The following is a 14,907-nucleotide window of genomic DNA, read 5'->3' as shown; positions in this document are numbered from 1 at the left end:
TCAGCGGGAAACGGATCCGGGAGGCGGCGGGAACGTCAGCGGGAAACGGATCCGGGAGGCGGCGGGAACATCAGCGGGGAACGGATCCGGCAGGCGGCGGGAAACGGATCCGGGAGGCGGCGGAACGTCGGCGGGAAACGGATCCGAGAAGCGGCTGTGGCGCCGGGCGGGTACCGTCCACCCGGCGCCGAGATCAGAGCGAGAGCGTCTGATCAGGGTCGGCGGAGGTGCGCTGCCTGCGCCGCCGCCAGAGGAAGAAGAACAGACCGCCCGCGATGACGAGAACGCCGAGGCCGGAGGCGCCGGCCGCGTAGGACACCGGAACGGTGGCCGGCGCCGGCTGAGCGGTATCCGCCCCGAGCGTGCCGATATCGCCGGTCAGGCTGTTCGGTGTGGCGCCGTCGCTGGGCCGTGCCGCGGGCCGCTGCCCGCCGGCGTTGTTGACCGACACCCCGTTGGGCAGGGCCACGTACGGGAACTCGCCCGTGAAGTCCTGATCGTTGGCGTCCACCGCGTCCCCGGCCGCGAGCGCGTCGACGATTTTGCCGGTCTGCGCGGCGCCCACCAGGGCCTGGAGTTCGATGTCGACGACGTCGTCGGTGAGCCGCCGCCCGTTCGGGAAGCCCTGGAGGTCGCCGGCGAGCACGCCGAGCCGGTTCGGCTGGCCCGCGACCGGCACCGTCAGGTTGAGGCGCAGTTGTTCGGACGGGGTGAACCGGGAGGCCTTCACGTCGGCGTTGTTGAGCTGGGAGTTCAAATCGGCCTTGATGGGGCCACCGGCCTTCGTGGTGATGCCGGTCAGGAAGATCTCGCTGAGGTCGTTGCGCGGGGTGGCCGGCGCCGGAATCTTGTAGATTCCCTCGATCAGTTTCGGCACCTCCGGGTTGAGCACCCGGTTCACCAGCGCGGGGATCTGGGCGTCCCGGTCCGGCCGGGTGGCGTTGAAGGTGTCCTTCAGCCCGGCCGGCACGACCACCTCGTTGACCAGTGGGTTTCCCAGCCGGGACACCTGCACGCGGTCGCCGGACGAGCCGCCGCCGGCGATCCGGACCCGGTTGCGTTCGGTGGTGGTCCAGACGCCGACGACCGGGTTGCGGGTGGCGTCGCCGCCCAGCGCCACGTCCTCGAACGGCACCTGGAGGGCGATCGTGTTCACGTTGTAGCCGGCCAGGGTGTCCTGACCGGTCTCCGACAGGTCCCCGCCGTACAGGAGATCGAAGACCCGCAGATCCAGGAAGAACGGGTCGTCGGCCTGACCGGCGAAGATCTTCCATCCGCCGGGCAGGGTCTGGGTGGCCTGCTGGCGCAGCGTCGCGTAGTCCGGCATGGACGCGGCGCCGACCCGCGACGGCGCGACCGGGGCGTCCTGCACCCGGGTCTTGAACGACTCACCGTCGAATTTCGACTCCAGCGAGTACGTCTGCCGGAACAGCAGGTTCTCGTCGTCGAGTGAGGTGACCGGCCCGTTGTTGTAGAGGAAGGTGCTGTTACCGCGCTTGTCGACGTTCCGGAACTTCCAGCGGAACTCGGCGTCCGGTTTCGCGTCACCGTCGTTGTCGACCTTGATGTGGTACGTGGCGTCGGTGGCGAACGGGTAGAAGTTGGGGCCGCCGTTGGGCTCCTCGAACGGCTGCCAGTTGGCGATGAACGTGACATAGCCGGGGCGTTCGGGGCTGACGAAGGCGTACAGGTCGGTGTTGTCGACCGCCGGGTCGGCGGCGATGAGCGGCGCCTCGCGGTGGCTGGACGCGGTGGCGGTGGACGGCCCGAGACCGTAGAGCGACCCGGTGAGCAGCACGCCGAGGCCGAGCGCGGCCACGGTACGCCGTCGCCCGCTTCGGGGAGGGTTGGCCCTCATGGTGGTTCCTTCCGTGCCGAGGATGGTGTTCTCGGCCCGGATTCGTGGCGCCGCCCGGCCACGGATGGGCGACTGTGAACTTCCCGACCCCCACCCATCCGCCGCCGGTACGGTTCCGAACAACCCCGTTCGGGGTCTCTCGAACGACGTCCGAGACAGACTCCGCGGCCTGCGAGGCCGAGAGTCAGCTCAGCGCGCGGGTGATCAGCGCGAGCTCCGCCGGTGGAAGGCCGCCGGTGCCGCGGGGCGCATGGTCCGCCTCGCAGGTGGCCGTGTCGCCGGTCGACCATGTGACGTCGCTGTCCAGCATCTCCTCGGCGGCCTGATGCAGGTCACCGGACTCGGCCTCGGGTGCGACGAGTTCCCGCAGCGCCGAGACGACCAGATCGATGGCCGCGGGTGGCGTGTCGGCGTCACCGACGGCGGGGAGCAGCAGGAGCAGGCGCTGAGCCGGCGTCCCGAGCCGCCCGTGGTCCACCGCGCGCATCGCCTCGGGCCAGGAGAGGCCGGGACCGTGACCGTGACCCTCGACCGCCGCGATGCTCAGGCAACGGCCGGTGCCCGGCGGAAGGATCACGTAGTCGATGCCGCCTTCGTCGTCGTACCCGTGCCAGACGATCACCGCCAGGTGGTCGGTGACCTGGAGGACCGGCCAGGTGCCGGACTCCCGGATCCGCTCGTAGAGAACCGTGATGTCGTCGAGGACGTCGAGGTCGGGCCAGAGGTCAGCGCCGGTGAAGCCGTCCACCAGGCTCATCCAGAAGCCCGGCTGGTCGAGGAGCCAGGAGCCGTCGGTGAGCACGGACGAGTCGACACCGTCGTAACGGGACACGTAGTCGCGGGACTGGTCAAGATCCAGCACGGTCCGAGCGTAGCCGGACGCTGGGCCCGGGGAGAGGGGTGCGTCCCGTCCGCCTCATACCCCGGTCAGCTGAATCGGCGATTGTTGCGAACCGGTGGGCCCGGCGGAGTGGCGATCAGGTCGTCTCGCGGACCACCAGGGTGGGTTCGTAGATCACCGAGGTGACCCGGGTGCCCGGGTCGTCGATGCGGGCGAGCAGCATGCGGGCCGCCTCGGCGGCCATGTCCTCCAGCGGGAGGCGGACCGTGGTCAGGGCCGGCCGGGCCGCGACGGCCGCGCTGCTGTCGTCGAAACCGACGACGGCGACGTCCTGCGGGACCCGGAGGCCGGCGTCGCGCAGCACCAGCAGGGCGCCGAGGGCCATCAGATCGTTGGCCACGAAGACGGCGTCCAGCCCGGGGTGGGCGGCCAGCAGGGCGCGCATGGCCTGCTCACCGCTCTCCTGGGTGAAGTTGCCGGACTCCAGCGGCACCCAGGGGTGGCCGTGGCGGGCCATGGCGCGGCGGAAACCGGAGATGCGGTCGACGCTGGCCGGCACGTCGGCGGGGCCGGAGATGATGGCGGGCCGGCGGCGGTCGTGGGCGGCGAGGCGGGCGGCGGCCAGTGCCGCGCCGGCCTCGTTGTCCAGGTCGACGTAGCTGATCGGGACGGGCTGGGCGGGGCGCCCGATCAGGACGGCCGGGATCGCCGCCTCGGCGAGCAGCGCCGGCAGCGGGTCGCGGGCCGGCAGGGAGAGGACCACGGCGCCGTCGGCCTGGCCGTTGCGCAGGTCGCCGATCAGGCGGCGGTGCCCGTCGGCGCCGACCATCTGCAGGGCCAGCTGGATCCCGGCGGGGCGCAGCACGCTCATCAGACCGCCGACGACGCGCCCGAAGTAGGGGTCGGAGAAGAACCGGCTCATGAACGGGTCGTCGTCGTGGGTCTCCGAGTCGGAGACGACCAGCGCCACGGTGCCGGTGCGGCGGGTGACCAGGGAGCGGGCCAGCCGGTTCGGCACGTAACCGGTCTGGTCGACGGCGCTCCACACCTGCTCGTGCAGCAGTGGGTCGACGTTGCGGATGCCGTTGATGACACGGGACACGGTGGCGCGCGAGACACCGGCCACGCGGGCCACGTCCTCGAGCGTGGGCAGCCGCTCGCTTTGCATGCCCGAAGTTATAGCACAGGGAGAGCGCTTTCCGAGTCTCTGTCCACAGGGGCGGTCAACCCGGTTCCGGAACCTCAAATCATTGACGTACGTGAGCCGGAAGCCCACGCTTGGAAAGCGCTCTCCAAGTCTCCGACAGTCCTCAACCCCCTGGAGACACCGTGCGAAAACGAATCCTGGTGCCGCTGGGCGCCGCCCTGCTCACCGCCGGCCTGCTGGTCATGGCCGGTAACCAGTCCGCGCACGCCGCGGACACCCTGCTCTCCCAGGGCCGCCCCGCCCTCGCCTCGTCGGTGGAGAACGGCGAGTCCGCCGCCATCGCCGCCGTCGACGGCCGCAACGACACCCGCTGGGGCAGCCAGTGGTCCGACCCGCAGTGGCTGCGCGTCGACCTGGGCGCCACCGCCACGATCACCCAGGTCGTGTTGCAGTGGGAGACCGCGTACGCCAAGGCGTACCAGATCCAGACCTCACCGGACGGCAATGCCTGGACCACGATCAAGTCGGTGAGCAACGGTGCCGGAGGCACCGAGACGCATGCGGTCAACGGCTCCGGCCGGTACGTGCGGATGTACGGCACCCAGCGCGGCACCGGCTACGGCTACTCGCTGTTCGAGTTCAAGGTCTACGGCACGTCCACGGTCACGCCGCCGCCGACCGACGGACCGGGGTACGTCTACGCGAACCCGCCGGTCACCGGTGTGGTCCCGTCCACCGAGGTCCCGCCCGTCACGAATCCGCCGGTGACCCACCGTGAGTTCCAGGCGAACTGCTCGGTGAGCCGCACCAACCTCAACGACGACCCGATCATCTTCCCCAACCTGCCGGGCGCGTCGCATTCGCACACGTTCCTGGGCAACCGGACCACGAACGCGGGCTCGACGCTGGCGTCGTTGCAGGCCGGCGGCACGTCCTGTGTCACGCCGGGGGACAAGACCGGCTACTGGATGCCGACGCTCTACAACGGTGACCAGGCCGTACAGCCGGACGGCCCGCAGGTCGTCTACTACAAGAGCGGTGTCATCGACTACCGCAGCGTCCGGCCGTTCCCGCCGGGGCTGCGCTACGTGGTGGGCAGCCCGACCGCCACGCAGGACGAGTTCCGCAACGCGCCCGGCGCGGTCGAGGGCTTCGAGTGCGGCAACAGCGCCTTCAACTGGGACATCCCGGCGAACTGCCCGGCCGGCACCCAGCTGAACGTCCGCTACCAGGCGCCGAGCTGCTGGAACGGCCTCCACCTGGACTCGCCGGACCACAAGAGCCACATGGCGTATCCGGTCAACGGGGTCTGCCCGGTCTCGCACCCGGTCGCGGTTCCGATGATCGAGTTCAAGATGGCCTGGCCGGTCAGCGGAAACATGGCAGGAGTGCGGTTCTCCAGCGGTCGCGGGTTCTCGTTCCACTACGACGTCTACAACGTCTGGGAGCCGCCGATCCTGGCGGCGCTGGTGCGGCACTGCATCAACGGCGGGCTGCAGTGCAACCCGCGTGGCTTCGACCAGTACAAGCCGGAGCGGGGCGCCGCTCTCAACGAGAACTACCAGCTTCCCTGATAACAGTTTTTAACTGAAATTCTCAGAGCGCGGAAAGGGTGGTCCGCCGGTTCTCGGAAATGCGTGCGGCGAGGGCGGTCGTGCGCGGTTCGAGCCCGGCGGCCTGCTCACTTTCGGCCAGTTTCCGGCTCTGTTCCAGGTGTGCGCGCAGGCATGAGCGCAGCAGCGCGTCGAACGTCTCACCGCGCAGCGCGGTGGCCGAGGCGACGGTCGACGGCTCCACCATGCCGGGCATCGGCATGCCCTTGTGCGGGTTCTCCGCGGGGAGCCCGGCTTCGGCGTGCAGCCGCCGCAGCTCGGTCAACTCCGCCTCGGTGAATGCTCTGACCTGCGCGGACACCGTTGCCAGCGAGGAGTCGCCCGGGACCAGGTCGAGCAGGGGGAGCAGTTGCTCGTCCATCGCGATGGTGATCTCGATCCAGGAGCGGTCGGTGCCGCCGAAGGCCGCCGCCGAGGTCGCCGCCGAGATCGCCGGGGCGGGCGGGACGGGGGCGGGGGAGTCGCCGCAGCCGGTCAGCAGGAACAGGGCGGCAGCAACGGATGCCAGAGAACGGGGATTAGCGAACACTCGCGCAGTCTCCGGTTCCGGAACCAATCCTGTCAATGCTTACTTATTGACGCGCGGCAACATGAACGAAACAATCTTCTCGCTTGGAGAGCGCTTTCCATCCCCTTACCCATTGGTGTGATCATGTATAGACGGCTGCTGCTCCTCGTCGCGCTCGCCGCGACCTTCCTCGGCCTCACCGCAGTCTCCCCGGCCACCGCCGCCGATGTGCCGCTGTCACAGGGGAAGCCGGCCACCGCCTCGTCGCAGGAGGTCGACGGACCCGGCTACAGCCCGGCCAACGCCTTCGACGGGAATCCGGGCACCCGCTGGTCCAGCGCCTTCGCCGATCCGCAGTGGATCCAGGTCGACCTCGGTGCGGCCGTGGCCATCAACCGGATCGTGCTCAACTGGGAGGGCGCGTACGGCACGGCGTACCAGATCCAGACCTCGAACGACGGCAGCTCCTGGACCACCGTCAAGGCCGTGACGAACGGCGCCGGAGGCGTCGAGGAGCACGCTGTCTCCGGAAACGGCCGTTACGTGCGGTTGGCCGGAACCCAGCGTGGCACGGGCTACGGCTACTCACTGTGGGAGTTCCAGGTCTTCGGCGGCACCACGCAGCCCCCGGACCAGTTCACCACGATCTGGACCGACACCTTCGACGGCCCGGCCGGCACCGGCCCGAGCGCCGCGAACTGGCTGCTGCGCACCGGCACCCAGTACCCGGGCGGCGCCGCGAACTGGGGCACCGGCTCGGTGGAGACCGCCAGCAACGCGACCGCCAACGTCGCCCTCGACGGCGGCGGCAAGCTCGCCATCCGGGCGATCCGGGACGGCGCCGGAAAGTGGACCTCTGGCCGGATCGAGACGCAGCGCGCCGATTTCGCCCCGCAGCCCGGTGAGCAGCTCAAGTTCACCGCCGTGCTGAGGCAGCCGGACGTCGCGAACGCCGCCGGATACTGGCCCGGCTTCCGCGCCACCGGCGCCGCCTACCGCGGCAACTTCACCAACTGGCCCGGCGTCGGCGAGACCGACATCATGACCGGCGTCAACGGCCGCGACCAGCTGTCCCAGACGCTGCACTGCGGCACCGCGCCGGGCGGGCCCTGCAACGAGTACGACGGCCGGTCCTCCGGGTTCGCGTCCTGTGTGGGCTGCCAGAGCGGCTACCACGAGTACACCCAGATCATCGACCGGACGAAGACCGACGAGGAGATCCGCTTCTACCTCGACGGGCGGCAGACCTGGGTGGTCCGCGAGTCGCAGGTCGGCGTCGCGGCCTGGCAGGCGGCCGTCCACCACGGCTTCTACCTGCGGTTCGACCTGGCCATCGGCGGGTCGCTGCCGAACGCGATCGCCGGATTCACGACACCCACCCCGGAGACCACCTCGGGCGGCGTGCTCAGCGTCGACTCGGTCACCGTCGCCCGCGCCGCCGGGACCACCGTCCCGGCGATGACCGACCCGCCGGTTCCGGCCGGGCCCAGCGTCGTCAAGGTGACCGGCGGCCAGGGCAACTGGCAGCTCACCGTCAACGGAACGCCGTGGGAGGTCAAGGGCATGACCTACGGCCCGCCGCAGGCGGCGGCCGACGGCTACATGCGCGATCTCAAGAACATGGGCGTCAACACGATCCGCATCTGGGGGCCGGACGCCAGCACCCCGCTGCTTCTGGACACGGCGGCCCGGCACGGCATCAAGGTGATCGTCGGGTTGTGGCTGAATCACGGCGCCGACTACGTGAACGACACCGCGTACAAGACGGCGGTGAAGAGCGAGATCGTCGCCAAGGTGAACGAGCTGAAGGGCCGCTCCGGGGTGCTGCTCTGGGACGTCGGCAACGAGGTCATCCTGGAGATGCAGAACTACGGGCTGGCCGCCGATGTGGTCGAGGCGCGGCGGGTGGCGTACGCCAGATTCGTGAACGAGGTCGCCGAGGCGATCCACGCGGCCGACCCGAACCACCCGGTCACCTCGACCGACGCCTACACCCACGCGTGGACCTACTACAAGCCGCACGCTCCGGCGCTGGACCTGCTCGCGGTCAACTCGTACGGAGCGATCGACACCGTCAAGCGTGACTGGATCGCGGGTGGATACACCAAGCCGTACATATTGACCGAGGGCGGTCCGGCGGGAGAGTGGGAGGTGCCCGGTGACGTCAACGGGGTGCCGAACGAGCCCACCGACCTGCAGAAGAAGGCCGGGTACACGTACAGCTGGAACGCGATCAAGGGGCACCCGGGCGTGGCGCTGGGGGCGACCGAGTTCCACTACGGCATCGAGAACGACTTCGGCGGGGTGTGGCTGAACACCACGACCGGTGGGTGGCGGCGGCTCGGCTACCACGCCATGCGGCAGGCGTACACCGGGCAGGTGGCGCCGAACACGCCACCGGAGATCACCGCCATGACGGTCGGCTCGCAGACGGCGGTCCCGGCGGGTGGCACGTTCACGGTCAGCGCCACCGCCACCGATCCGCAGGGCGATCTGATCCGCTACAACCTGATGGCCAGCGACAAGCACATCAACGGAAACCGGGGGCTGCGGCATCTGACTTTCAGCCAGACCGGCAACGGCCAGTTCACGGTACGGGCGCCGGAGACGCTCGGGGTCTGGAAGGTGTACGTGTACGCCTACGACGGCCACGGCAACGTCGGTATCGAGCAGCGCTCCTTCAAGGTCGTCCCGCCGGCCGCTCCGGGCACCGAACTGTCCCGTGGCAGGCCCACGTCGGCGTCCAGCCATCAGCCGACCGGCACGAACGGGCCGCAGCTTCCGTCGTACGCGGTCGACGGCGACTACGGAACCCGCTGGGCCAGCGAATGGGTGGACACGGCCTGGCTGCGGGTCGACCTCGGTTCGGTGCAGTCGTTCGACCGGGTGCGGCTGGCGTGGGAGGCGGCGTACGCGAAGGCGTACACCGTGCAGGCCTCCGACGACGGCGTCACTTGGCGCACCGTGTACGCGACGACGGCCGGTGACGGCGGCTTCGACACGCTCACGGTGAACGGCTCCGGCCGCTACGTCCGGGTGAACGGCACCGTGCGGGCCACCTCGTACGGCTACTCGCTCTACGAATTCGGCGTCTACCGCAGCTGAGGTTCCGGAACTTCCCGGCCCGCCGCCGAGGGCGTACCCCATTGACCTGGGGCGATGCGCTCGGCGGCGGTCGTGAAAGCGCTTCACCGAGGTTTGTCGAGCATTGACAGCCTTTAACGCCCGGTTCACAGTGTCCGGCAAGAGAGCGCTTTCACAAGCGTGAAACATCCCCGAGGAGTTCCCCGCCATGAGACGTCGTCTGTTATCCGTCGCCGCGCTGCTGGCCGCGCTCGTCGCGGTCCCCTCCGGACCCGCGAACGCCGCCGAGGTCCTCGTCTCCCAGGGCAAGACCGCCACCGCGTCGTCCACCGAGATCGCCGGCGCCTACCTGGCGTCCGAGGCGGTCGACGGCAACAACGGCACCCGCTGGGCCAGCGCGTTCACCGCCAACCAGTGGTTCCAGGTCGACCTCGGCGCGGCCACCGCGGTCAGCCGGGTCGCGATCAACTGGGAGGCCGCGTACGCCCGCGCCTTCACCATCCAGCTGTCCACCGACGGCAGCGCCTGGACCAACGCCTGGAGCACCACGACCGGCGCCGGCGGCCAGCAGAGCATCGCGCTCTCCGGCACCGCCCGCTACGTGCGGATCAACCTGACCCAGCGGGCGCTCGAGGCGTACGGCTACTCGTTCTGGGAGTTCCAGGTCTACTCGGGTGACGCTCCGCCGACCGGAACCGCCCGCCTGCTCTCCTACGCCAAGCCCGCCCAGGCCTCCACCTGGCAGAACGACGTCAACTGCAACCCGTGCAGCCCGGACAAGGCGTTCGACAACGATCCGGCCAGCCGCTGGGCCACCAGCTCCACCAACGGCTGGGTCGATCCCGGCTGGATCTCGGTGGACCTCGGCGCGACCGCCCAGATCAGCCAGGTCGTCCTCCAGTGGGACCCGGCCTACGCCCGCGGCTACCAGATCCAGGTGTCCGCGGACAACGTGAACTGGACGTCCATCTACTCGACGACGACCGGCGACGGCCTCAAGGACGTCATCAACGCCACCGGCACCGGGCGTTACGTGCGGATGTACGGCACCGCCCGCAGCGGCCCGTACGGCTACTCACTTTGGGAGTTCAGCATCTACGGCACCGGCGGCAACCCCACCACCCCGCCCGCGAAGCCCGCCGACCCGGTCTTCCCGGCCACCCGCCTGGTCTTCTCCGACGAGTTCAACGGCGCGGCGGGCACCAAGCCGGACGGCGCGAAGTGGACCATGGACCCGGGCGTCCCGCAGAACGGCGAGATCCAGTACTACACGCCCAACGGTGAGAACGCGTCCATGAACGGCGCCGGCCAGCTCGTCATCGAGGCTCGCCGCCAGGACTACCAGGGCCGCCAGTACACCTCGCACCGGATGAACACCAGCAACAAGTTCCACGTCCAGTACGGCCGGATCGAGGCGCGGGTCAAGGTTCCCAAGGGCAACGGGCTGTGGCCGGCGTTCTGGCTGATGGGCGACGACTTCCTGCAGGGCCGGCCGTGGCCGTACAACGGCGAGATCGACATCATGGAGGTCCTCGGCCGCAACACCGGCGAGGCCTACTCCACGCTGCACGCCCCGGCCTACAACGGCGCCGGCGGCTATGGCCAGAAGTACGCGACCGTCGACCTCTCGCAGGACTTCCACGTCTGGGCCGCCGAGTGGGACAGCAAGGGCATCCGGTTCTTCCTCGACGGCCGCCTGGTTTTCGACGCGGCCAAGGAGACCGTCGAGAACACCCGCGGCCCGTGGATCTACGACCACAAGTTCTACCTGATCCTCAACCTGGCCGTCGGCGGCGACTTCCCCGGCCCGATCGACGCCACCACCCCGTTCCCCAGCCGCATGCTCGTCGACTACGTGAGGGTCTACCAATGAGGCGTATCTTCGCCGGCGCGGTGGCCGCCGTTCTCGCCACCTACCTGATCGTCACCGCCACGTCCGCCTCCGCCGCCGACACCCTGCTCTCCCAGGGGAAGCCCGCCACCGCCTCGTCCGTCGAGTCGGCTGCCTTCCCGGCCTCCAACGCCGTCGACGGCAACCTCGGAACCCGCTGGTCCAGCGCCTTCAGCGACCCACAGTGGCTACAGGTCGACCTCGGCGCCAGCGCCACGGTCACCTCGATCGTGCTGGATTGGGAGTCGGCGTACGCCCGCAGCTTCTCCCTGAAGGCCTCCGCCGACGCGCAGAGCTGGACCACCCTCTACAGCACCGCCGCCGGCACCGGCGGAAAACAGACGGTCAACGTCAACGGCACCGCACGCTACGTGCGGCTCGAGGCCGGAGCGCGCGCCACGCAATGGGGTGTGTCGCTCAACGAGTTCCAGGTGTACGGGACGGGCGGCGGAACCACGCCGACCATCCCGCCGGGCGCCGTTCGCGTGGCCGAGTTCCTGGCCGACTGCCCGTTCAGCCACCGGCTGCCGGACGACCCGATCATCTTCCCGAGCCTGCCCGGCGCCTCACACATGCACAGCTTCTTCGGCGCCACCAACACCAACGCGTTCTCAACTGTTGACACGTTGCTCAATGCGAACAGCAACTGCAACCCGTCAATCGACAAGTCCTCCTACTGGATCCCCACCCTGTACCGCGACAACGTGCCGGTCGAACCGGTCACCGGCATCTTCTACTACCTCGGTGAGGGTGTCCGCGACGACCTGATCGCCCAGACCCAGCCGCTGCCGCTGGGCCTGCGGATCGTGGCCGGAAACGCCAAGGCCACCGGCCCGTCCGACAACACCATCTCGCGCTGGTCGTGCCTGCACGCCGGGCACGTCGGCTCGTCGCCGGACTTCGTCAACTGCCCGGCCGGATCGATGCTGGAGTCGTACCTCGACTTCCCGCACTGCTGGGATGGCCGGAACCTGGACTCCACCGACCACAAGAGCCACATGGCCTACCCGGTGAACAACGCCTGCCCGGCCAGCCACCCGGTCGTGGTGCCCAAGTTGCGGCAGGTCATGCGCTATCCGGTCACCGGCGACCCGGCCCGGTTGCGGCTGGCCTCCGGTGGCGGGTTCACGATGCACGGCGACTTCTTCAACGCCTGGCCGGTCGCGGAGATGGCCCGCCGGGTGAACGACTGCATCCGTCCGATCATCAAGTGCGGGACCGACGGACGGCCCTGATAGAACTTTGCACATGAGTTCGCGACCGGGCCGCGGTGGCCACCATCCCACGATGGATCAGGTGGCCGCCGCGGCCGGCGTCTCCCGGGCCACCGTCTCCCGGGTGATCAACAACGCGGCCTCGGTGGCGCCCGGCATCCGCGACGCGGTCCAGCGTGCGATCGCTTCGACGGGGTACGTTCCGAACGTCGCCGCCCGCAGCCTGGTGACCCGCCGATCTAATTCGGTCGCGTTGGTGATCAGCGAGCCGGACCGGCCGGACGACCACTCCTTCCTGAACCGGATCTTCACCGACCCGTACTTCGGGCGCGTGACCGCGGGCGCGACCGGCGCGCTGCGGCCCCACGACACCCATCTCGTGGTCGTGCCGACCGACTCGGCCGACCACCATCAGGTGATCCGTTACCTGCGGCAGGGTCACGTCGACGGGGTGCTGCTGATCTGTTCCAGCGAACACGACCCGCTGCCCGGCCAGGTCCACGCGCTCGGCATCCCGGCGGTGCTGTCGTCCCGGCCGGCCGCGCCGCTACCGGTCAGCCATGTCGACCTGGACCAGCGGCTCGGAGCCCGGCTCGCCGCCGAGCACCTGATCGCTCGCGGTCGCCGCCGGCTGGCCACGATCAGTGGCCCGCTCGACGTCCCGGCCGGATCCGAACGCCTGGAGGCGTTCCGGGCGGTCGCCGGCGCCGACGCACCCGCGGAGATCGGCGACTTCACCCGGGCCGGTGGCGAGGCCGCCGCACACCGCCTGCTCGACGACCATCCCGACCTGGACGGCCTGTTCGTCGCCAGCGACCTGATGGCCGAGGGCGCGCTGCGCGCGGTGCAGGACCGCGGTCGCCGCGTCCCCGAGGACGTGGCGGTCGTCGGCTTCGACGACAGCAGCCCGGCGCTGGAGTGCCGTCCGCAGCTCACCACGGTCCGGCAGCCGGTCGAGGAGATGGCCGCCGAGATGGCCCAGCTGCTGGTCGCCCACATCGACGAGCCGGGCCGCGCGGCCCGGTCGGTCATCTTCCAGCCCAGCCTGGTGCTCCGGGCCTCCACCTGACCCGTCACGCCGCCATGCGGAAGAACGCCCGCAGGTCGGCGGCCAGCGGGCCGGGCACCTCCAGGGCGGGGAAGTGCCCGCCCGGGTCATGGGTGGCCCAGTAGCGGACGCCGGGATGACGGCGGTGCGCCCACCGCCGTGACGGCCGAGGCACCTCCTTGGCGAAGATCGAAGCACCCACCGGGATCTCGACACGGTCGGCACGGGCGCCGCTCAGCCAGCCGGACACCAGGTCGATGCTCTCCGCGTACCGGCGGGCCGCCGCCGCGCCGATGCCGGTCAGCCAGTTCAGGGTCACCTGATCCACGTCGAACTCGCCGGTCGGCAGCGGCGCCATTCCGGTCCCTTCGAGCACCGATTCGGGCCATCCGTGCGTCAGGATCAGCGGGAACGCGCCGGGCCGCGATGACCGGGCGTGCGGCACGTGGATCGGCAGACCGTCCACCGTGACCAGATACCCCGTCCACCGTGACCGGATACTGCGGAACGGTTGGATATCGAAGGTCATCCCTAATCCTCACCCGTTCGGCGTAGGTTGGCAGCGAGAGAAGGGAGCCACGCCAGTGCGCGACACGCCACCGTTCCGCGCCGACCACGTCGGCAGTCTCCTGCGCCCGCCCCGCCTGCTCAAGGCCCGTGAACAGCACGCCCTCGGCGAGATCACCCCCGCCGACCTGCGCGCCGTCGAGGACGACGCGATCCGCGAGGTCGTCCGCATGCAGCACGACGTCGGCCTGCGCTCGGCCACCGACGGCGAATTCCGCCGCACCTCCTGGCACATGGACTTCATCTACCGGCTCGGCGGGATCCGGCCCACCGACGAGAAGATCCAGGTGCATTTCCGTAACGAGAACGGTGAACTCGACTTCGAATCGGCGGCCCTCGCCGTGGACGGGCCGATCCGCCTCGAGGAGACCGTCTTCGGCGAGGACTTCGCCTTCCTGGCCTCGCAGACCGGCCCGGGGATCACCGCGAAACTGACCATTCCGTCGCCCAGCATGGTGCATTACCGGGGCGGCCGGGCGGCCATCGATCCGGCCGTCTACGCCTCCGAGGAGGAGTTCTGGGCGGACCTGTCGGCCGCCTATGCCGAACAGGTGCGGCGGGTCGCCGGCCTCGGCTGCCGCTATCTGCAACTCGACGACACCAGCCTGGCCTATCTCAACGACCCGGCCCAGCGGCGGCTGCTCGCCGAACGCGGTGACGACGCCGAACATCAGCATCTGCGCTACATCCGCCAGATCAACGCGGCGATCGCCGGCCGGCCCGCCGGGCTCAACGTCACCACCCACATGTGCCGCGGCAATTTCCGCTCCTCGTGGGCGGCCGAGGGCGGTTACGACTTCGTGGCCGAGGCGCTCTTCTCGGAACTGGCCGTCGACGGATTCTTCCTCGAATACGACGACGAACGCTCCGGCGATTTCGCTCCGCTGCGGTTCGTCCCACCGGGCAAGATCGTGGTGCTCGGCCTGGTCACCACGAAACGCGGCACGCTCGAATCCAAGGACGATCTGAAACGCCGCATCGACGAGGCGGCCCGCCACATTCCGCTCGACCAGCTGGCGCTGTCGCCGCAGTGCGGGTTCTCCTCCACGGTCGAGGGCAACGCGCTCACCTACGACGAGCAGGTCGCCAAGCTCCGCCTGATCACCGAGACCGCCGCGGAGGTGTGGGGCTGAGCT

Annotated in this window: 11 protein-coding genes; 6 read left to right on the top strand and 5 right to left on the bottom strand. The window is 69.8% G+C overall.

The window, feature by feature from the left end; all coding sequences use genetic code 11:
- Positions 1–193: 193 nt before the first annotated feature.
- From J5X75_RS21795 to J5X75_RS21785, 3 genes are all read right to left on the bottom strand, one after another.
- Positions 194–1,858 (bottom strand): DUF4331 family protein, encoded by a 1,665-nt coding sequence (locus tag J5X75_RS21795; protein ID WP_208469330.1) that lies wholly within the window; start codon positions 1,856–1,858, stop codon positions 194–196.
- 184 nt (positions 1,859–2,042) lie between these two features.
- Positions 2,043–2,720, bottom strand: a complete 678-nt coding sequence (locus J5X75_RS21790; protein ID WP_208469329.1) for a hypothetical protein — start codon at positions 2,718–2,720, stop codon at positions 2,043–2,045.
- A gap of 115 nt (positions 2,721–2,835) precedes the next feature.
- Positions 2,836–3,867: a LacI family DNA-binding transcriptional regulator gene (locus J5X75_RS21785; RefSeq protein ID WP_208469328.1), complete on the bottom strand. Its 1,032-nt coding sequence runs from the start codon at positions 3,865–3,867 to the stop codon at positions 2,836–2,838.
- A gap of 161 nt (positions 3,868–4,028) precedes the next feature.
- Between J5X75_RS21785 and J5X75_RS21780 the strand changes: the two genes are divergently transcribed.
- On the top strand, positions 4,029–5,420 hold the full coding sequence (locus tag J5X75_RS21780) for a DUF1996 domain-containing protein (protein ID WP_307798188.1): 1,392 nt from the start codon (positions 4,029–4,031) through the stop codon (positions 5,418–5,420).
- A 22-nt stretch (positions 5,421–5,442) separates the two neighbouring features.
- Here the strand turns inward: J5X75_RS21780 and J5X75_RS21775 are convergent, their stop codons facing one another.
- Positions 5,443–5,988 carry a DUF305 domain-containing protein gene (locus J5X75_RS21775; RefSeq protein WP_208469327.1) on the bottom strand — a complete coding sequence of 182 codons (546 nt, stop codon included), beginning with the start codon at positions 5,986–5,988 and terminating at the stop codon, positions 5,443–5,445.
- A gap of 123 nt (positions 5,989–6,111) precedes the next feature.
- Between J5X75_RS21775 and J5X75_RS21770 the strand changes: the two genes are divergently transcribed.
- The 4 genes from J5X75_RS21770 (at position 6,112) to J5X75_RS21755 (ending at position 13,225) form a co-directional block, all read left to right on the top strand.
- A complete protein-coding gene (locus J5X75_RS21770; protein ID WP_208469326.1) occupies positions 6,112–9,072 on the top strand; it encodes a discoidin domain-containing protein in 2,961 nt (986 codons plus the stop codon).
- A gap of 187 nt (positions 9,073–9,259) precedes the next feature.
- Positions 9,260–10,924 carry a galactose-binding domain-containing protein gene (locus J5X75_RS21765; RefSeq protein WP_208469323.1) on the top strand — a complete coding sequence of 555 codons (1,665 nt, stop codon included), beginning with the start codon at positions 9,260–9,262 and terminating at the stop codon, positions 10,922–10,924.
- On the top strand, positions 10,921–12,177 hold the full coding sequence (locus J5X75_RS21760; RefSeq protein WP_208469322.1) for a DUF1996 domain-containing protein: 1,257 nt from the start codon (positions 10,921–10,923) through the stop codon (positions 12,175–12,177). Before J5X75_RS21765 ends, J5X75_RS21760 begins: the two co-directional genes overlap by 4 nt.
- Before the next feature lie 52 nt (positions 12,178–12,229).
- The gene (locus J5X75_RS21755; RefSeq protein WP_208469321.1) at positions 12,230–13,225 is read left to right on the top strand and encodes a LacI family DNA-binding transcriptional regulator; all 996 of its coding nucleotides are present in this window, start codon (positions 12,230–12,232) and stop codon (positions 13,223–13,225) included.
- A gap of 4 nt (positions 13,226–13,229) precedes the next feature.
- On the opposite strand, the gene J5X75_RS21750 is transcribed toward J5X75_RS21755, so the two are convergent.
- Positions 13,230–13,733: an epoxide hydrolase N-terminal domain-containing protein gene (locus J5X75_RS21750; protein ID WP_208469320.1), complete on the bottom strand. Its 504-nt coding sequence runs from the start codon at positions 13,731–13,733 to the stop codon at positions 13,230–13,232.
- A gap of 55 nt (positions 13,734–13,788) precedes the next feature.
- On the opposite strand from J5X75_RS21750, the gene J5X75_RS21745 reads away from it, so the two are divergent.
- Positions 13,789–14,904, top strand: coding sequence for a 5-methyltetrahydropteroyltriglutamate--homocysteine S-methyltransferase (locus J5X75_RS21745; protein WP_208469319.1), 1,116 nt, complete (start codon positions 13,789–13,791; stop codon positions 14,902–14,904).
- Positions 14,905–14,907: the final 3 nt, after the last annotated feature.

The organism is Actinoplanes flavus (assembly GCF_017592555.1).
In the GTDB taxonomy this organism is placed as follows: Bacteria; Actinomycetota; Actinomycetes; order Mycobacteriales; family Micromonosporaceae; genus Actinoplanes; species Actinoplanes flavus.
This window is presented reverse-complemented; position numbering and strand designations above follow the sequence as displayed.